Raw genomic sequence first — 16,770 nt, forward strand, 5'->3', positions numbered from 1 at the left:
GGGCGGAACGATCTGCGCCGTCTGACCCTCGATGCACATATCTTAACAAATGTATCTGACCGTGCGCAAGAGTCCCTCAAATCGTGAACAAATTGCAACAACCTTAACGCTTTGCCGACAAGTAGGCGGCAACCCATCGCTTAGGGAGCCTCCGCACGAATCGCGTGGCAAGTGGGCGCTGCGGATCGGGATGAGCTGCAAGGCGCAAACCGCAGCGATAGCCGTAGCTATCGCGAGGATTTGCAACGCTGCAGATCGCCCGAGGCCGCAGATGCACACGGCGCGACGATTCGTGCAGAGGCTCCTTAGCGCGCTCCCGCGCGCAGATCAGGCCAGCGCGTCGGCCCGGCTCTGTGCAGCGGCAAAATCGAGGTCGCCCGAATAGATGGCGCGCCCGCAAATCACCCCCTCCACACCTTCATCCTCGACAGCGCAAAGCCGCTCGATGTCTTGCATGTTGCTCAGGCCGCCCGAAGCAATGACCGGAATGGTGAGCGCCTGGGCCAGCTTGACGGTGGCCTCGATGTTGATACCCGAGAGCATGCCGTCGCGGCCAATGTCGGTGTAGACGATGGATTCAACGCCCCAATCCTCGAATTTCTTGGCCAAATCGACCACCTCGTGGCCGGTGAGCTTGCTCCAGCCATCCGTCGCCACCTTGCCATCCTTGGCGTCGAGCCCGACGATGATGTGACCGCCAAACGCCGAGCAGGCGTCCTTCAAAAACCCTGGGTTTTTCACGGCTGCAGTGCCGATGATGACGTAGCGCAGGCCGCCATCGATGTATTTTTCAATGGTATCCAGGTCCCGAATGCCGCCCCCGAGCTGCACCGGGATCTCGTCGCCCACTTCGCGCAAGATGCTTTTGACGGCGGCGTAGTTCTTGGGCTTGCCCGCGAAGGCACCGTTCAAGTCCACCAGGTGCAAACGGCGCGCGCCGGCATCCACCCAGCGCCTGGCCATGGCCGCCGGGTCTTCACCAAAAGTGGTCGATTGGTCCATGTCGCCCTGCTTGAGGCGAACACAGTGGCCGTCTTTGAGGTCAATGGCGGGGATGAGCAGCATGGCAAGTGGGTAAGGATAGTGGGCTCGAAGACTTGGCCCGGACAGGTGGAGAAAAAGTTGCAGCCTGGGAAAATCCGCCAGGATGCAGCAAGAAACGGCTCGGTCAGGGATTCCAGCGCAGAAAATTTCGGTACAGCCGCAACCCTTGATCGGCACTCTTCTCGGGATGGAACTGGGTGGCAAAGATGTTATCGCGCGCAATGGCCGCTGCAAAGGGCGCGCCGTAGTCGGCCTCGCCAGCGCAGTGCGCGGCATTCGCCGGCGCCGCATAAAAGCTGTGCACGAAATAGAAATAACTGTTGTCGGGCACCCCATGCCACAGCGCATGCACGGCGCCGCCATGGGGCACCTGGCGCACCTGGTTCCAGCCCATTTGCGGCACCTTGAAACGGCTGCCGTCCTGCTGCAGGCGGCCGGCCAGGTCAAACCGCAGCACCTCGCCAGGGATCAAGTTCAGGCCGGGCGTATCCCCCTCGGCGCTGTGGCTCAGCAGCATCTGCATGCCGACACACACGCCAAACAGAGGCTTGCTGGCAGCCGCTTCGAGCACCGATTCCTTGAGCCCCGATTCGCGCAGCTCGCGCATGCAGTCGGGCATGGCGCCCTGCCCTGGCAGCACGATGCGCGCGGCAGCGTGCACGTCATCGGGCCGGGAGGTCACCACGACGTCCCAACCCGTGTCCTGCGCTGCGGCCTGGACGGCTTGCGACACAGAGCGCAAATTGCCCATGCCATAGTCCACCACTGCGACCGTTTTTGCTTTGATATTCATAGCTGATAGCGCTTACTCTATAAGCGCTAGAGGCACTTTTTACTTACAAAACACCTTTGGTGGAAGGAACGCTGCCGGCATTGCGCGGATCGCGCTCGACCGCCGCACGCAGCGCGCGACCGAAGGCCTTGAAGGCTGTCTCGCACTGGTGGTGCGCATTGACACCGCGCAGGTTGTCGATGTGCAGCGTGGCGCCAGCATGGTTGACAAAGCCCTGAAAAAATTCGTGTGTGAGCTGGGTGTCGAAGCCACCAATCATGCCGCTGGTGAAAGCGATGTTCTGCACCAGCCCCGGCCGGCCGGAGAGGTCAATCACCACCCGCGTCAGGGCTTCGTCCAGCGGCACATAGGCGTGACCGTAGCGGCGCAGGCCCTTTTTGTCGCCTATGGCACGTGCCACGGCCTGACCAAGCGTGATGCCCACGTCTTCGACCGTGTGATGGCCGTCGATGTGCAGGTCACCGTCGGCGCGCACTTCGAGATCGATCAAGCCGTGGCGGGCGATCTGCTCAAGCATGTGGTCAAAAAACCCGATGCCGGTCGAGAGTTGCGATTGGCCGCTGCCGTCGAGGTTGATGCGCACGGTGATGCGCGTCTCGCTGGTGTTGCGGCTGACTTCCGCAGTGCGGTCCGCATTGGCGGAGGAAACGAGGGCAGAAGAGGTCATAGCGAAGCCTGAAGGGCGGCCAGCATGCATGCGTTCTCGTCGGCGGTACCCACCGTGAGCCGCAGGCACTGGGCCAGCAAGGGATGCATTGTAGAAACGTTCTTGATAAGAACCTTGCGCTCGCGCATACCGGCAAAGGTTTTGGCCGCGTCCTGCACGCGCACCAGCACCATATTGGCTTCGCTGTCCCACACGCGCTCCACCCCCGGCAGGGCGCGCAGGCGCGTCACCAGTGGGTCGCGCTGGGCGCGCAGTTCGGCGGCCTGCGCGGCAAACACGTCGGCATGTTCCAGCGCAAACAGCGCCGCCTCGCAGTTGAGCACGCTGACGTTGTAGGGCGGGCGCAGCTTGTCCACCTCGGCCACCAGCACTGCCGGGCCCATCAGGTAACCGAGACGCACACCCGCCAGGCCGAACTTGGAAAGCGTGCGCATGAGCAGCACATGCGCGTTGCGCTCGGGCTCGGCGCGCATGCGATCAATCCAGCTGCGGCTGGCGAACGGCTGGTAGGCCTCGTCGATGAGCACGATGCCGCCCTGCGCGCCCACCGCATCGACCACGGCCTGCACCGCCGCTTCGTTCCACAGCGTGGCCGTGGGGTTGTTGGGGTAGGCGATGTGCGTGAGTGCCGGACGGTAGTCGGCAATGGTGGCCAACATGGCGGGCACATCCAGTTCGAAATCCGCGGTCAGCGGTACACCAACGAATTCGAGGCCCAGCAGCTGTGCCGACACCGCGTACATCACAAAACCCGGCATCGGCGCAAGCACCACCGGGCGCTTCGCGGCGGCGTCCCAGGGCTGCGCGCAAGCCTGGGTGACCAGACCGATGAGTTCGTCGGAACCGTTGCCCAGCGCCATGCTGCAGCCCGCCGGCATGTCCGCATACTGCGCCAGCGCGGCCTTGAGGTCATCGCTGCGCGCGCCGGGATAGCGGTTCAAGGCCAGCGCGCCAAGACGTTCACCCAACGCACGTTGCAGCTCGGGCGGCAACGTGAAGGGATTTTCCATCGCATCCATCTTCAGCATGCCTTCCGCCGGCTGCACGACGTAGGCGTGCATGGCACGGACGTCGGGGCGGATACGGTTCAGGGCTTGGTCGGTAGTCGTTGTCATTCGGTGGTGTCCAGTGCAGTAGGTGCCACAAGGAAGGGGTTGATAGGGCGCACGGCATCGAGGGGCTGGTCGTGCGGCAGCGCCTCGGTCAGCAGGTAGCGGCAGCCCTGCTGGTGGGCAGACGAGAGGATGAGCGCGTCCCAGTAGCCCAGGCCGTAGCGGTCTTGCAGGTCCCAGGCGCCATCAACCGTATAGGCGTCGAGGTGCGGCGGCAGCCAGACGCGCAGGCGCCGCACCTGGGCGCGCACCTGCGGCAGCACCCGGGGGCCGTCAAAGCGCTGGATGGCCTGGTTGTACAGCTCGTTGAGCACCTGTGAGCTGATGCGCCCGCTGCGGGTTTCCCAGCAAAAGCGCAGCCATTCGCGGGCGCGCGCCTGGCGCACAGCATCGCGCTCGTCCACGCTGGCCAGCAGCACTTCGGTGTCGACAAAAATGGGAGCGATTGCCATGGCTCAGCGCTCGAACAGGGTGTTGCGCGGCACATAGGGGCCGCTCGAAGCACCCCACGTCTCAAAGCCCAGCGCCTCGCGCATGGCCTGGGCGTAAGCGTCTTCCTGGCGCATCTTTTCGGCCATCCACTCACCCAACAGGCGCGAGACGCTACTGCCGCGCTTGGCCGCTTCCACGCGGACCCATTCGGCAACGGCATCGTCCATGGTGATGGTGACGTTTTTCATACGGCACAGTTTACACGAACTTCGTGTTGCACGAACTTCGTGTCACTTCAAGGCAAAATAAAAATAACTCAAGCCGCCTTGCGCGGCACCGCCGCCATGGCGCAGGCCAGCTCCCCCACCCTGCGCAGCGCACGCACATGGTCGGCCGTCCAATCGCCACCCACGCCGATGCGCAGGCAATTGCGAAAGCGCCCACCGGTACCGAATACCGTCCCGGGCGGCACGAGGATGCGTTCGTCCAGAAAGGCCTGGTGCAATTGCACGGTATCCACGGCGCGGGGCAACTCCAGCCAGAACAGCAAGCCTCCGGGCGGATCGCTAACCCGCGTTCCGGGCGGAAAGGCGCTCGCGATCACCCGGCGCACCTCGTCCATGCGCGCAGCAATGGCCGTGCGCAGCTGGCGCATGGCGGCGGCGTGGCCGGTCTGCCCTATGAGGTCGGCCAGCGCCAGTTCCAGCACCGGCGACTGGCCGCCGGCCTGCATGTCCTTGATGCGGCGCAGGGGTTCGGTCCAGCGTCCTGCCTCGACCCAGCCCAGGCGCAGACCAGGGGCCAGCGTCTTGGAGAACGAGTCGCACAGCATCACATGGCCCGTGGCGTCGTAGGATTTGACGGAGCGCCGGTGCTCGTCCTGCTCGGCCAGGTCGCTGTAAATGGCATCCTCGATCACGGCCAGGCCATGCTGCGCAGCGAGTTGCGCCAGGCGGCGGCGCTCACCTTGCGGCATGCAGGCACCCAGCGGGTTGCTGAGCGTGGGCACGACCAACAGGGCTTTGACGGGCTGTGTCTCCAGCGCCAGCTGCAAGGCATCAAGCGAAATGCCGTACCGTGGGTGCGTGGGGATTTCCAATGCCTTGAGGTGCAGGCCCTGCAGCACCTCCAGAAACGAAAAATGCGTGGGCGACTCCAGCGCCACCACGTCCCCCGGCTGCGTCACCGCACGCAGGCACAGGCTGATGCTGTCCATGCAGCCGCCAGTAATGAGGATGCGCTCGGGGTTCAGGCTGCATCCCAACCCCACGGCATAGCGCGCGATGGCCCGGCGGGCATCTTCATGCCCGTTCGATGAAGGGTAGGTGCACAGCAGTTGCCGGTGCCGCTGGGCCGAACGGGTCACGGCGCGGCGCACGCGGTCCACGTCCAGCAAGTCCGGCCCCGGCGTGCCACTGCTGAACGAAATCACGTCGGCGGGATGCGGCGTGCCCAGAATGCGCTGGCCCAGCCAGTCCACCGAAACATCGCGCGGGCGGCGCAGGCCCCGCGAAACGCTGGGTTCGGGCAGCGCCACTGGCCGCGCGGCGACGAAATAGCCCGAGCGGGGCCGCGCCGTGATCAGGCGCGCATCTTCCAGCCAGTGGTAGGCCTGCACCACCGTGCTTTGCGCCACGCCGCGCTGGCGGGCCAGTTCGCGTACCGAGGGCATGCGCGAGCCGCGCCCCAGGGAGCCATTGCGAATGAGTTCGGCCATCTGCGTGGCGATCTGCAGATACAGCGGCGGTGAATCGTCAAGAGCCATATGGCATTCTGTATCGGTTCACGTCAGAGCCATCGATACAGATACCCTGCAGATCAAGCAACACAGATGGCCTGCGCCGGGCATCTGTGTTGCACCACATCGCCGCGCGCTGTGGCTGTTGCAGGTGCGGCGTCGCACGCACAGTGGACGGCATGAAAACCCTGCTCCATCTCTCTCCTACCGCTCCCATGCTCCAGATCAACCTGGAGCCCGGCGCACCGGTGACGCCGCTGCGCTGCCGTACCGGGCAGCGCGCCTCGCTCGAAGTGCTGGAAGGCCGGCTGTGGCTGACGCAGCAGGGGTGCGGCGACGACCTGTTTCTGGAGGCCGGCCAGCGCCTCACCCTGCAAGGCCCTGCCGTGTTGTATGCCGGGGCCGACGGCGCTGCGCCCCTGCGCCTGCGCTGGATGCAGGAGGCAGGCACCCTCCGCGCACGACCCGCCCGCCTCAGCGCGGCTTGAGGCGCAGCTCGGCCGCCTGCGCGTGCGCCTGCAGGCCCTCGCCATAGGCCAGAGTGGCGGCAATCGGGCCCAGAATTTGCGCGCCCGCCTCGCTCACTTCAATCAGGCTGCTGCGCTTCTGGAAGTCGTACACGCCCAGCGGCGATGAAAAGCGGGCCGTGCCGCTGGTGGGCAGTACGTGGTTGGGGCCGGCGCAGTAGTCGCCCAGGCTCTCCGAGGTGTAGGCGCCCAAAAAGATGGCGCCAGCGTGCTTGAGCAGCGGCTCCCAGCGGTGCGGTTCGCGGCTCGATATTTCGAGGTGCTCGGGCGCGATGCGGTTGGAAATTTCCCAGGCCTCTTCCATGCTGCGCGTATGGATCAGCGCGCCCCGGCCGGCAAGGCTCTTGGCGATGATCGCGGCGCGCGGCATGGTGGGCAGCAGCCGGTTCATTTCACGCTGCACGGCGTCGATGTAGGCCGCATCCGGGCTCAGCAGGATCGCCTGCGCCAGCTCGTCGTGCTCGGCCTGTGAAAAAAGGTCCATGGCCACCCAGTCGGGCGGTGTGCTGCCGTCGGCCAGCACCAGGATTTCGCTGGGGCCGGCGATCATGTCGATACCCACCTGGCCGAACACGCGCTTCTTGGCGCTGGCCACGTAGGCGTTGCCGGGGCCGGTGATCTTGTCCACCTTGGGGACGGTTTGCGTCCCGTAGGCCAGCGCCGCCACGGCCTGGGCGCCGCCCAGGGTGAAGGCGCGCGTGACGCCAGCCACGTAGGCGGCGGCCAGCACCAGCGGGTTCTTCTCGCCGCGCGGCGTGGGCACGACCATGATGATCTCGCCCACGCCAGCGACATGCGCGGGGATGGCGTTCATCAGCACACTGCTCGGGTAGGCGGCCTTGCCGCCGGGCACGTAAATGCCCACGCGGTCGAGCGGCGTGACCTTCTGGCCCAGCAGGCTGCCGTCGGCATCGCGGTAGCTCCAGCTCTCGCCGCAGGCCTTTTTCTGCGCTTCGTGGTAGCTGCGCACGCGGGCGGCCGCTGCTTGCAGGGCTTCGCGCTGCGGCGGAGGAAGCGCATCGAACGCGGCTTTGAGCTCGGCCTGCGTGAGCTCCAGCGCCGCCACGCTGCTGGCATTCAGGCCATCGAAGCGCGCGGTGTAGTCCAGCAGCGCTGCGTCGCCGCGCGCGCGCACGTCGGCCAGGATGTCGGCCACGCGCTGCTCGATCGCGGCGTCCTGGTCGGCAGACCAGTGCAGACGCGCTGCGAAATCTGCCTCAAAAGTGGCGCTAGCGCTTGATAGGCGTGCGGGTATAGCTACTAAATTCATAGTAAATCAGCGTCTCATGGAATGTCGCAGCATCCGCGACAGTTGCAGTGGCACACAACAAGCCAGCGGCCACCGTGCAAGGGCCGCCCCGCAGCACCGGTGGCGTCACCCTGCCCGCATCGCGCAGCGATGCGAGAGCGGGGAGAAGGCGCGAAGCGACGCAGTGGGGTGTTCATTTCACTTCGGGCCGATAGCACCCGCGAACGCGTCAATGATGCGGCGCAGCGGCGCCTGCTTGAGCTTGAGCGCCGACTGGTTCACCACCAGGTGCGAGCTGATGTCCATGATGCGCTCCACCTCGACCAGGTGGTTGGCCTTGAGCGTGTTGCCGGTGGAGACCAGATCGACGATGGCGTCGGCCAGGCCGGTGAGCGGGGCGAGCTCCATGCTGCCGTAGAGCTTGATCAAATCGACATGCACGCCCTTGCTGGCGAAAAAATCGCGCGCAATGGCGGGGTACTTGGTCGCCACCTTCAGGCGCCCGCCGGGCTGGACGGCGCGGGCGTAGTCAAAACCCTCACGCACCGCCACGCTGACGCGGCAGCGGGCAATGCGCAAATCGAGCGGCAGGTACAAGCCAGCGCTGCCCGAGCCGCCCCACTCGGCGCTGTGCTCGATCAGCGTGTCCTTGCCGCAGACGCCGATGTCGGCACCGCCAAACTGCACGTAGGTGGGCACGTCGGTGGCGCGCACGATGACGACGCGCACGTCCGGCTGGTTGGTCGGCAAGATCAGCTTGCGCGATTTTTCCGGGTCTTCCAGCACCTGAATACCGGCGGCGGCCAGCAGCGGCATCACTTCTTCGAAGATGCGGCCTTTGGAGAGGGCGAGGGTGATCACACTAAATCCTTTCAACGTCGGCGCCCAGGCCGCGCAGCTTGGCTTCCATGCAGTCGTAGCCGCGGTCGAGGTGGTAGATGCGGTCCACCACGGTCTCGCCCTCAGCCACCAGGCCGGCAATGACCAAGCTGGCGGAGGCGCGCAAGTCGGTCGCCATCACCGTCGCGCCCGAGAGGCGTGCGCTGCTGCCGGCCAAGCCTTCGACCACGGCCACGCGGCCATCGACCTGAATGCGCGCGCCCAGACGTGCCAGCTCGTCGACGTGCATGTAGCGGTTTTCGAAAATCGTCTCGGTCACCGTGGCCGTGCCCCGGGCAACGCAATTGAGCACCATGAACTGCGCCTGCATGTCGGTGGGGAAACCGGGGTATTCGGTGGTGCGAAAGCTCTGGGCGCGCAGCTGCGCCGCGCCGGGACTGGAGACGCGAATGCCGCCGCGCTCCGCCAGCACCTGCGCACCGGCCTCGCGCAGCTTGTCGATCACGGCGTCCAGATGGTCCGCGCGGGCATGGCGCAGGAAAACGTCGCCGCCAGCAGCGGCCACGGCACAGAGAAAAGTGCCGGCTTCGATGCGATCGGCCACCACAGCGTGCGTGCAGCCATGCAGTGCCGGCACGCCGACGATACGGATACGGCTGCTGCCGTGGCCCTCGATCTGCGCGCCCATGGCAATCAGCATTTCGGCCAGATCGGTGATCTCGGGCTCCTGGGCAGCGTTTTCCAGCACCGTCTCGCCCTCGGCCAGCGTGGCCGCCATGAGGAAGTTTTCGGTGCCGGTGACGGTCACCATGTCGGTGGTGATGCGCGCACCCTTGAGCCGCGTGCGCCCCGCCGGCAACTTGGCAAGGATGTAGCCGTGCTCGACAACGATGTCGGCCCCCATGGCCTGCAGCCCCTTGATGTGCTGGTCCACCGGCCGCGAGCCGATGGCGCAGCCGCCGGGCAGCGATACCGTGGCTTCGCCAAAGCGCGCCAGCAGGGGCCCCAGCGCCAGCACCGAGGCGCGCATGGTCTTGACCAGTTCGTACGGTGCTTCGGGCGAATTGAGGCCACTGGCGTCCATGCGCATGCCGCCTTGCTCGGTACGCTCGATGGCCACGCCCATGTTGGCGATCAGCCGCTGCATGGTCGCCACGTCCTGCAAGTGCGGCACATTGCCGAGCAGCACCGGCTCGGCCGTCAGCAGCGCGGCGCACAGCTCGGGCAATGCGGCGTTCTTGGCGCCGGAGATGGCAACCTCGCCCTGCAGGCTGCGGCCACCGCGAATCAGGAGCTTGTCCATGCCTGTCTTGCGTTAGGAGTTTAGAAGAAATATGCCTCTAGCGCTTATGTATCAAGCGCTTACAGCTATTATTTTATGAGCACTCTGGTTTCTGGTGGGCTTACGCCTGCGCCTGCGCCCACTCTGCCGGGGTGAAGGTCTTCATCGAGAGCGCATGCACTTCGTCGCTCAGCATCTTGCCGCCCAGGGTGCCGTACACGCGCTGGTGGCGCTGAATGGCGCGCAGGCCCTCGAAGGCCGGCGAGACGATGGTCGCATACCAATGCCGGCCGTCGCCTTCCAGTGTGATGTATTCGCACGGCAGGCCGGCGCTGATGAGGTCTTTGATTTGGTCGGCAGTCATTTGGTTTATTCCAGGAGGTTGATAAGCGTGCGCCGGGCCATGAAACTGACGCAGCCCAGGCCAGCGGCCGCCGTGCAAGGGCCGCCCCGCCGCACGGGCGGCGTCCCCCTTGAGGGGGAAGGCGCGCAGCGACTCAGGGGGTGCTTCTTCATGACCTTATCTTGTACCCGATGCGCAGCAGGTGCAGGGCCAGCAGGCTCACGCACAGGCAGGCACTTCCGACAATGGCCAGGCTCAGCCAGGGCGAGGCGTCGCTCTGGCCAAAAAAGCCGTGGCGGAAACCGTCGATCATGTAGAAAAATGGGTTGAACAGACTCACCGCCCTCCAGAACGGCGGCAGCGAGCCTACCGAATAGAACACGCCCGAGAGAAAGGTCATCGGCACGATGATGAAGTTCTGGAACGACGCCATCTGGTCGAACTTGTCGGCCCACAGGCCGGCAACGATGCCCAGCGAAGCGAGCAGCGTGGCGCCCAGCACGGCAAACACCACAATCCACAGGGGTGCGGCGAACTGCGGCACGGCAAAGTACAACGAAACCACCAATACGCCCAGTCCAACAGCCAGCCCACGCACCACCGAAGAGCCCACATAGGCCACAAACCAGGCGAAGGGGGACAGCGGCGTCAGCAGCTGAAACACCAGGCTGCCCATGATCTTGCTCTGCACCAAGCTGGAAGAACTGTTGGCAAATGCATTCTGCAGCACGCTCATCATCACCAAGCCGGGCACCAGAAACGCGGTGTAGCCGATGCGGTCGTACACCTTCACATGGTCTTCGAGCACATGCCCGAAGATCAGCAGGTACAGCATGGAAGTGAGCACCGGCGCGGCCACGGTCTGGAAACCCACTTTCCAGAAACGCAAAATTTCCTTGTAGAACAGCGTGTGCCAGCCAGTCACTGCAAAACCTCCGTAGCACGCACCAGGGCGCGCGCTTGCCTGGCTGCGCTCATGCTGCTGCCTCGGCGGGCCTGGGAAAACTGGGCACCTTGGCCTCCCAGTCCGCCGGCGCGTTGCCGGCCATGACCTTGAGGAACACATCCTCCAGATCGGCGCGGCGAATCTCGATGTCCTGCACCTCCACGCCCGCCTGGCGCAACTGCGCCAGAAAGTGTTCGACCTCCTGGACATCCTGCGCAACCATTTGCACCACGCGCCCAGTGACGCGCGCAAGCGGCGCCAGCGCCGCCGGCAAGGGCGCGTCGGTTTTGAACACCAGCACGTTGCCCGAGGCCGATTTGAGCAAGTTCGAGGTGCGGTCCAGGGCCACCACATGGCCGCGCTGCAGCATGGCAATGCGGCTGCACAGGGCTTCGGCTTCTTCCAGATAGTGCGTGGTCAGCAGCACGGTGTGGCCCTGCTTGTTCAGTTTGGCGATGAACTGCCACAGTGTTTGGCGCAGCTCGACGTCCACGCCGGCCGTAGGCTCGTCCAGCACGATGATGGGCGGTTTGTGGACCAGCGCCTGCGCCACCAGCACGCGCCGCTTCATGCCGCCGGAGAGCTGGCGCATGTTGGCCTGCGCCTTGTCGGCCAGACCCAGGCTGTGCAGCAATTCATCGATCCAGGCGTCGTTGTGCTCCACGCCGAAGTAGCCCGACTGAAAGCGCAGTGCTTCCCGCACGCTGAAAAACGGGTCAAACACCAGTTCTTGCGGCACTACGCCGAGTTTGCGGCGCGCGTTGGCGTAATCGCTTTGCACATCAGCGCCCTGCACCAGCACGCGCCCGGAAGTCGCGCGCGCCAGGCCCGCGAGAATGCTGATAAGGGTGGTTTTCCCCGCGCCGTTGGGGCCAAGAAGGCCGAAAAACTCGCCTTCCTCAATGCCCAGTGACACCGCATCCAGCGCCCGGAAGGGGCCTTGAGGGGTCGAATAGGTCTTGGTGACGGACTGAAAGGAGACTGCTGCCATGGAAGCCGGCTATTTTAGCCGGCCGGTGCGGCGTGGCCGTCTGCGTCGGTCAGCAAGGTGTCCACGCCGTACAAAGCGGCCAGGCCCCTGAGGGCCGACGGCAGCCCGGCGACCGCAAACGCCCGGCCGCTGGCAAGCGCAGCACGGCGGCATTCAAGCAGCACGGCGAGGGCAGACGAATCAAACACCTGCATGCCCTGCGCCTGGATGCGCACCGGGACACTTGGCGCCAGCGTAGAAATGGCGGCGAGCAAGCGCAAGAGCGCGCCACTGGCCTGGCGCAGCGTCAGCTCGCTTGGCAGGGAAAGGGCATCGGCCAAGGCGTTCAACCTTTTGCCGCGTTGCTCTTGTTGCGCGCGTCCAGCGTTTCAATCAGGCCATCAATGCCGTGGGCGTTGATTTCTTGGGCAAACTGGCTGCGGTAGGTCTCCACCAGCCATACGCCGAGCACATTGAGGTTGTAGATTTTCCAGCCGGCGCCCTCACCAGGCGTTTTTTCCAGCCGGTAATCCAACTGCACCGGGTCGCCCCGGCCGCGCACTTCGGTGCGCACCAGCACATCGGTATCGTCCGGCGCTGCGCGCAGCGGCTTGACGACCACGGTCTGGTCGCCCACCTGGGCCAGAGCGCCGGAGTAGGTCCGGATCAACAGCGTCTTGAACCCTTGCTCCAGCTGCTGTTGCTGCTGCGCTGTGGCGCGGCGCCAGGCCGGCCCGACGGCAGCGGCCGTCATGCGGCGAAAGTTCACGTTGGGCATCACGCTCTTGTCCACCAACGCAATGATGCGGTCCAGGTTGCCGTTTTTCAGCGCAGGGTCGGCACGCAGTTCGGCCAGTACCTCATTGGATATCCGGCCCACCAAGGCATCGGGCGCCTCCTGGGCCGCGAACGCGGGCCCGAACGCCAGCGCTGCCAACACGACAGCCGCAAGGCGGCCAATCAAACGTCTTTGCATGAATCACTCCTTCCAAACCGCTTCAGGCGGGTGCTATGGCACGGATTATCTCGGGTAAACCCTTAACGCGTCGGCCAACGGCCCGAATGCAGGCAAGCGGGGCAGGCTGCGTTCTGGCTGCGCCCTGACGCGCCAGATCTCAATCCGGCTCAGGGGGGAGCCGGCCGTCGTTGACGGGGCGAGAGGCACTGGGCCGGCGGCGACCGTTTTCTTCACGGCGCACCTGCAGGTAGACGTCGCGGGTAAAGCTGTACTTGTCCAGCGCGGCATCGTCCAGCACGCTGCCCGCACGCAGCAGGTTGGCACGCGCGTCCACTGCGCGCAGCGCATACAGACTGTTGCGGGCGGAAACCGGATCCACGGTGGTGAGCAGGTTGCCGCTCATGTCCACGGGCAGCGCCACGGTGTCGCGAATCGTCGAGGGACCAAGAACGGGCAGCACGAAATACGGCCCGGTGGGCACCCCCCAGCGGCCCAGCGTGAGGCCGAAATCCTGCTTGTAGCGGTCAATACCCATCTCGCTGGCCACATCGAGTATGCCGGCCAGACCCATGGTGCTGTTGATGGCAAAACGGAAGAAGCTAGAGACAGCCGGCTCCAGGCGCAACTGCAGCGAGTTGTTGACGAACGACCAAGAGTCACCAATGTTGGCAAAAAAGTTGCTCACCCCGGTGCGCACCAGCATCGGCGTCAATTCCTGGTACGTAGTGGCCACGGGCTTGAGCACGGCGTTGTCGACGGCGTCGTTGAACTTCGTCATGCTGCGGTTGTAGGGCTCCAGCGGATCGTCCCGATTCACGTTGGGGCCGCTGGCACAGCCAGCCATCAGGCTGCCACACAGCGCCAGAAGCAGCGTCGGTGTAGACAAAGGGCGAAGAAAAGGGTGTTTCATTTTTTTGCTGTGCTGTCGGTGGCAGGCGCTCCGTCAGCGGCCTTGCTGTAGAGGAACTGGCTGATCAGGTTTTCGAGCACCACGGCGGATTGCGTCGCCACGATGCGATCGCCTGCGGCCAGCATTTTTTCATCGGCGCCCGCCTCAATGCCCAGGTACTGCTCGCCCAGCAGGCCGCTGGTGAGAATCTTGACCGAGCTGTCCTTGGGAAAAGCATAGCGGTCCTGCAGCTCAAGCGTGACGCGTGCCTGGTAAATTTTGTCGTCAAACGTGATCGACGCCACACGCCCAACGACCACGCCGGCGCTGCGCACCGCCGCGTTGGGCTTGAGCCCGCCGATGTTGTCGAAACGGGCGGTCACCTGGTAGCCACTGCGAAAATTGAGCTGCAGCAGATTGGCCGATTGCAGCGCCAGAAACACCAGCGCCGCTGCCCCGAGCAGGACAAAAAGCCCAACCCAAACATCTGTTCGCGACTTTTGCATTGAAGATTCCTTGATTTGCGGGGCTTTTAGAGGCTGAACATCAGCGCCGTCAGCACAAAATCCATCGCCAGCACCGAGAGCGACGCCACCACCACGGTGCGCGTGGTAGCACGCGCCACGCCGTCCGGCGTCGGCTTTGCGGTGTAGCCCTGCAGGAGGGCGACAAAGGTGACGATGAAGCCAAACACCACGCTTTTCACGACCCCGTTGCCGACATCGCGAAAGACATCCACCCCGCCCTGCATCTGGCTCCAGAACGAGCCGTTGTCAATACCGATCATGCCCACGGCCACCCACCAGCCACCGACCACGCCGATGGCGCTAAAAACGGCCGCAAGCACCGGCATGGCGACCACGCCAGCCCAGAAACGCGGCGCGAGAATACGGCGCACCGGGTCCACCGCCATCATCTCCATCGCGCTGAGCTGCTCGCCCGCGCGCATCAGGCCGATCTCGGCTGTCAGCGAGGTGCCGGCACGGCCAGCAAACAGCAACGCGGTGATCACCGGCCCCAGCTCGCGCAGCAGGCTCAGCGCCACCAACTGACCCAGCGCCTCGGTGGAGCCGAACCCTTCCAGGGTGTAGTAGCCCTGCAGCGCCAGCACAAAGCCCACAAACAGGCCCGAGATTGCAATGATGCCGAGTGAAAAGTTGCCCAGGAAATGGATCTGGTCGCGCACCAGAGCCGGCCGCCGGGCCACCGCCGGCAGCAGCAGCGCGAGACGCACAAACAGGCGCGTGGCGCTGCCGATACGGCCCAGCAGGCCGCGCGTCGCAAAACCTACGTCTGCGGGCTTGAACCAGCTCATGCGCCCCTCCCGGCGCGCGCGCCAAAGTCTTCCTCGATCCCGGGGCCCGGGTAATGAAACGGCACCGGCCCCGTGGGCAGCGCGTGCACGAACTGGTGCACCAGAGGGTCGGTGCTGGCACGCACCTCGTCGGGCGAACCCTCTGCCGCCACGCGGCCTGGGCCGAGGATGACGATGTGGTCGGCCAAACGAAACGTAGCCTCCAGATCATGGGACACCAGGATGGTGGTCAGCCCCATGGCGTCGTTCAGATGGCGAATAAGCTCGGCCGCCGTGCCCAGCGAGATCGGGTCCAGCCCGGCAAAGGGCTCGTCGTACATCACCAGTTCGGGGTCCAGGGCAATGGAGCGCGCCAGCGCGACGCGACGCGCCATGCCGCCGGAGATCTGCGATGGCATGAGATCGCGCGCGCCGCGCAGGCCCACGGCATGCAGCTTCATCAGCACAATGTCGCGCACCAGCGCCTCGGACAGATCGGTGTGCTCGCGCAGCGGGAAGGCCACGTTGTCAAACACGGTGAGGTCGGTGAACAGCGCGCCGTACTGGAACAGCATGCCCATGCGCCGGCGCGCACGGTAGAGCGCAGCGGTGTCCATGGCCCCCACGTCCTCGCCATCAAACAGGACAGTGCCCTGGCTGGCACGCTGCTGGCCCCCTATGAGGCGCAGCACGGTCGTCTTGCCGCCCCCCGAGGCCCCCATGATGGCCGTGATCTTGCCGCGTGGAACGCACAGCGACACGCCGCTGAGCACCTCACGCTCCCCATAGCCGAAATGCACCCCGCGCAGCTCCACGAGCGCATTTTCAGTGGGAGTGGTCGGCATGGACATGGAAAAATGGGCAGGATGGAAGGCTGCGGCAAACCGCCCATCATAGGGGAATTACGGATATCCTTCCTGAGGCCTACTGCTGCGGGCTATACTTTTTGGTTCTGGTGCTGGGTGGATTCAAGAGGCATGCAAGAACGTGTTCACGAGCTCCCAGGGGGCCGCGCAGTGGTGTTTGCCCCGACGCCCCGCGCGCCACGCCGATCCGAGGGCGCAGGCTCCACTTTCCCCCTCGTTTCCCTGCTGCCAGCGCGTTGCGCACGGCGCGAGCGTTCGTCGGCGCGCCGGTTTTTGCCATCCGCAAGAATAAGGACCTCCGCCCCATGCAATCTGTACCCACTGCCGCGGATACGCTGCGCCCGCTCGGTCGCCAGGCGAGTGGCCTGCATCTGATTGGCGACCTCTATGGCTGCCTGTGTGATAGCCAACTGATGCGCGACGCCCAGCACCTTGAACAATTTTGCAAGGAGCGCGTGGCCGCCGCCGGTCTGACCGCGGTGGGTGCCTTGTTCCACAGTTTTGGCGAGGGTGGCGGCGTCACCGGCGTGGTGGTGCTGGCCGAATCGCACCTCTCGATCCACACCTGGCCCGAGGCAGGCTACGTGACGCTGGACGTATACGTCTGCAACTATTCGGCCAACAACCGGCCCAAGGCGCAGCAGTTGTTTGACGACATCCAGGCCGCGTTCAACCCGGCCGACCCGCACCTGCACCGTGTCGAACGGGCGTGAACATGAGGCATCCCCCTGAGTCGCCTTCGGCGCCTTCCCCCTTCTCTCAATCGCTTGGCGCTTCGGGAAGGGGGACAACTCCAGCGCGGCGGGGCGGCCCTTGCGCG

At 65.0% G+C, this 16,770-nt stretch carries 21 protein-coding genes; 2 read left to right on the plus strand and 19 right to left on the minus strand.

Annotated features, from left to right (window positions below):
- Positions 1 to 327: 327 nt before the first annotated feature.
- From hisA to D3F03_RS08540, 7 genes are all read right to left on the minus strand, one after another.
- Complete coding sequence (hisA, locus tag D3F03_RS08510) at positions 328 to 1,065, minus strand: 1-(5-phosphoribosyl)-5-[(5-phosphoribosylamino)methylideneamino]imidazole-4-carboxamide isomerase (RefSeq protein ID WP_119108947.1); 738 nt, start codon at positions 1,063 to 1,065, stop codon at positions 328 to 330.
- A 103-nt stretch (positions 1,066 to 1,168) separates the two neighbouring features.
- The gene (gene hisH, locus D3F03_RS08515; protein WP_119108948.1) at positions 1,169 to 1,837 is read right to left on the minus strand and encodes an imidazole glycerol phosphate synthase subunit HisH; all 669 of its coding nucleotides are present in this window, start codon (positions 1,835 to 1,837) and stop codon (positions 1,169 to 1,171) included.
- Positions 1,838 to 1,880: 43 nt separating this feature from the next.
- Positions 1,881 to 2,504 carry an imidazoleglycerol-phosphate dehydratase HisB gene (gene hisB / locus D3F03_RS08520; RefSeq protein WP_119108949.1) on the minus strand — a complete coding sequence of 208 codons (624 nt, stop codon included), beginning with the start codon at positions 2,502 to 2,504 and terminating at the stop codon, positions 1,881 to 1,883.
- Positions 2,501 to 3,619 carry a pyridoxal phosphate-dependent aminotransferase gene (locus tag D3F03_RS08525; RefSeq protein WP_119108950.1) on the minus strand — a complete coding sequence of 373 codons (1,119 nt, stop codon included), beginning with the start codon at positions 3,617 to 3,619 and terminating at the stop codon, positions 2,501 to 2,503. The genes hisB and D3F03_RS08525 overlap by 4 nt, the downstream gene beginning before the upstream one ends.
- Complete coding sequence (locus D3F03_RS08530; RefSeq protein ID WP_119108951.1) at positions 3,616 to 4,068, minus strand: PIN domain-containing protein; 453 nt, start codon at positions 4,066 to 4,068, stop codon at positions 3,616 to 3,618. Before D3F03_RS08530 ends, D3F03_RS08525 begins: the two co-directional genes overlap by 4 nt.
- Before the next feature lie 3 nt (positions 4,069 to 4,071).
- The gene (locus tag D3F03_RS08535) at positions 4,072 to 4,296 is read right to left on the minus strand and encodes a CopG family transcriptional regulator (protein WP_119108952.1); all 225 of its coding nucleotides are present in this window, start codon (positions 4,294 to 4,296) and stop codon (positions 4,072 to 4,074) included.
- Positions 4,297 to 4,364: 68 nt separating this feature from the next.
- Positions 4,365 to 5,813 carry an aminotransferase-like domain-containing protein gene (locus D3F03_RS08540; RefSeq protein ID WP_119108953.1) on the minus strand — a complete coding sequence of 483 codons (1,449 nt, stop codon included), beginning with the start codon at positions 5,811 to 5,813 and terminating at the stop codon, positions 4,365 to 4,367.
- Positions 5,814 to 5,965: 152 nt separating this feature from the next.
- Here D3F03_RS08540 and D3F03_RS08545 point away from each other — a divergent pair, with 152 nt between their 5' ends.
- Entirely contained in the window at positions 5,966 to 6,274 is a 309-nt protein-coding gene (locus tag D3F03_RS08545; RefSeq protein ID WP_119108954.1) for a DUF2917 domain-containing protein, read from the plus strand.
- Here D3F03_RS08545 and hisD read toward each other — a convergent pair.
- The 12 genes from hisD to D3F03_RS08605 all read right to left on the minus strand — a co-directional run bounded on the left by hisD (position 6,261) and on the right by D3F03_RS08605 (position 15,935).
- Positions 6,261 to 7,583, minus strand: coding sequence for a histidinol dehydrogenase (gene hisD, locus D3F03_RS08550; RefSeq protein ID WP_119108955.1), 1,323 nt, complete (start codon positions 7,581 to 7,583; stop codon positions 6,261 to 6,263). The two genes, D3F03_RS08545 and hisD, sit on opposite strands and share 14 nt — an antisense overlap.
- A 177-nt stretch (positions 7,584 to 7,760) precedes the next feature.
- Positions 7,761 to 8,423: an ATP phosphoribosyltransferase gene (hisG, locus tag D3F03_RS08555; protein ID WP_119108956.1), complete on the minus strand. Its 663-nt coding sequence runs from the start codon at positions 8,421 to 8,423 to the stop codon at positions 7,761 to 7,763.
- A 1-nt stretch (position 8,424) separates the two neighbouring features.
- The gene (murA, locus tag D3F03_RS08560) at positions 8,425 to 9,705 is read right to left on the minus strand and encodes a UDP-N-acetylglucosamine 1-carboxyvinyltransferase (RefSeq protein WP_119108957.1); all 1,281 of its coding nucleotides are present in this window, start codon (positions 9,703 to 9,705) and stop codon (positions 8,425 to 8,427) included.
- Between the two features lie 100 nt (positions 9,706 to 9,805).
- Positions 9,806 to 10,048, minus strand: a complete 243-nt coding sequence (locus D3F03_RS08565; RefSeq protein WP_119108958.1) for a BolA family protein — start codon at positions 10,046 to 10,048, stop codon at positions 9,806 to 9,808.
- 148 nt (positions 10,049 to 10,196) lie between these two features.
- Positions 10,197 to 10,952, minus strand: a complete 756-nt coding sequence (locus D3F03_RS08570) for an ABC transporter permease (protein ID WP_119108959.1) — start codon at positions 10,950 to 10,952, stop codon at positions 10,197 to 10,199.
- Positions 10,953 to 11,001: 49 nt separating this feature from the next.
- Entirely contained in the window at positions 11,002 to 11,964 is a 963-nt protein-coding gene (locus tag D3F03_RS08575) for an ABC transporter ATP-binding protein (RefSeq protein WP_119108960.1), read from the minus strand.
- 14 nt (positions 11,965 to 11,978) lie between these two features.
- On the minus strand, positions 11,979 to 12,284 hold the full coding sequence (locus D3F03_RS08580) for an STAS domain-containing protein (RefSeq protein ID WP_119109466.1): 306 nt from the start codon (positions 12,282 to 12,284) through the stop codon (positions 11,979 to 11,981).
- Between the two features lie 5 nt (positions 12,285 to 12,289).
- Positions 12,290 to 12,919, minus strand: coding sequence for an MlaC/ttg2D family ABC transporter substrate-binding protein (locus tag D3F03_RS08585; protein ID WP_119108961.1), 630 nt, complete (start codon positions 12,917 to 12,919; stop codon positions 12,290 to 12,292).
- Positions 12,920 to 13,058: 139 nt separating this feature from the next.
- Positions 13,059 to 13,811, minus strand: a complete 753-nt coding sequence (locus D3F03_RS08590) for an MlaA family lipoprotein (protein ID WP_119108962.1) — start codon at positions 13,809 to 13,811, stop codon at positions 13,059 to 13,061.
- Positions 13,808 to 14,296 carry an outer membrane lipid asymmetry maintenance protein MlaD gene (gene mlaD, locus D3F03_RS08595; protein ID WP_119108963.1) on the minus strand — a complete coding sequence of 163 codons (489 nt, stop codon included), beginning with the start codon at positions 14,294 to 14,296 and terminating at the stop codon, positions 13,808 to 13,810. The genes D3F03_RS08590 and mlaD overlap by 4 nt, the downstream gene beginning before the upstream one ends.
- Before the next feature lie 26 nt (positions 14,297 to 14,322).
- Positions 14,323 to 15,105, minus strand: a complete 783-nt coding sequence (mlaE, locus tag D3F03_RS08600) for a lipid asymmetry maintenance ABC transporter permease subunit MlaE (protein ID WP_119108964.1) — start codon at positions 15,103 to 15,105, stop codon at positions 14,323 to 14,325.
- Positions 15,102 to 15,935: an ABC transporter ATP-binding protein gene (locus D3F03_RS08605; protein ID WP_425453105.1), complete on the minus strand. Its 834-nt coding sequence runs from the start codon at positions 15,933 to 15,935 to the stop codon at positions 15,102 to 15,104. Before D3F03_RS08605 ends, mlaE begins: the two co-directional genes overlap by 4 nt.
- A 320-nt stretch (positions 15,936 to 16,255) precedes the next feature.
- Between D3F03_RS08605 and speD the strand changes: the two genes are divergently transcribed.
- The gene (gene speD / locus D3F03_RS08610) at positions 16,256 to 16,663 is read left to right on the plus strand and encodes an adenosylmethionine decarboxylase (protein ID WP_119109468.1); all 408 of its coding nucleotides are present in this window, start codon (positions 16,256 to 16,258) and stop codon (positions 16,661 to 16,663) included.
- Positions 16,664 to 16,770: the final 107 nt, after the last annotated feature.

The sequence above is a fragment of the Simplicispira hankyongi genome, from assembly GCF_003570885.1.
Classification (GTDB): Bacteria; Pseudomonadota; Gammaproteobacteria; order Burkholderiales; family Burkholderiaceae_C; genus Simplicispira; species Simplicispira hankyongi.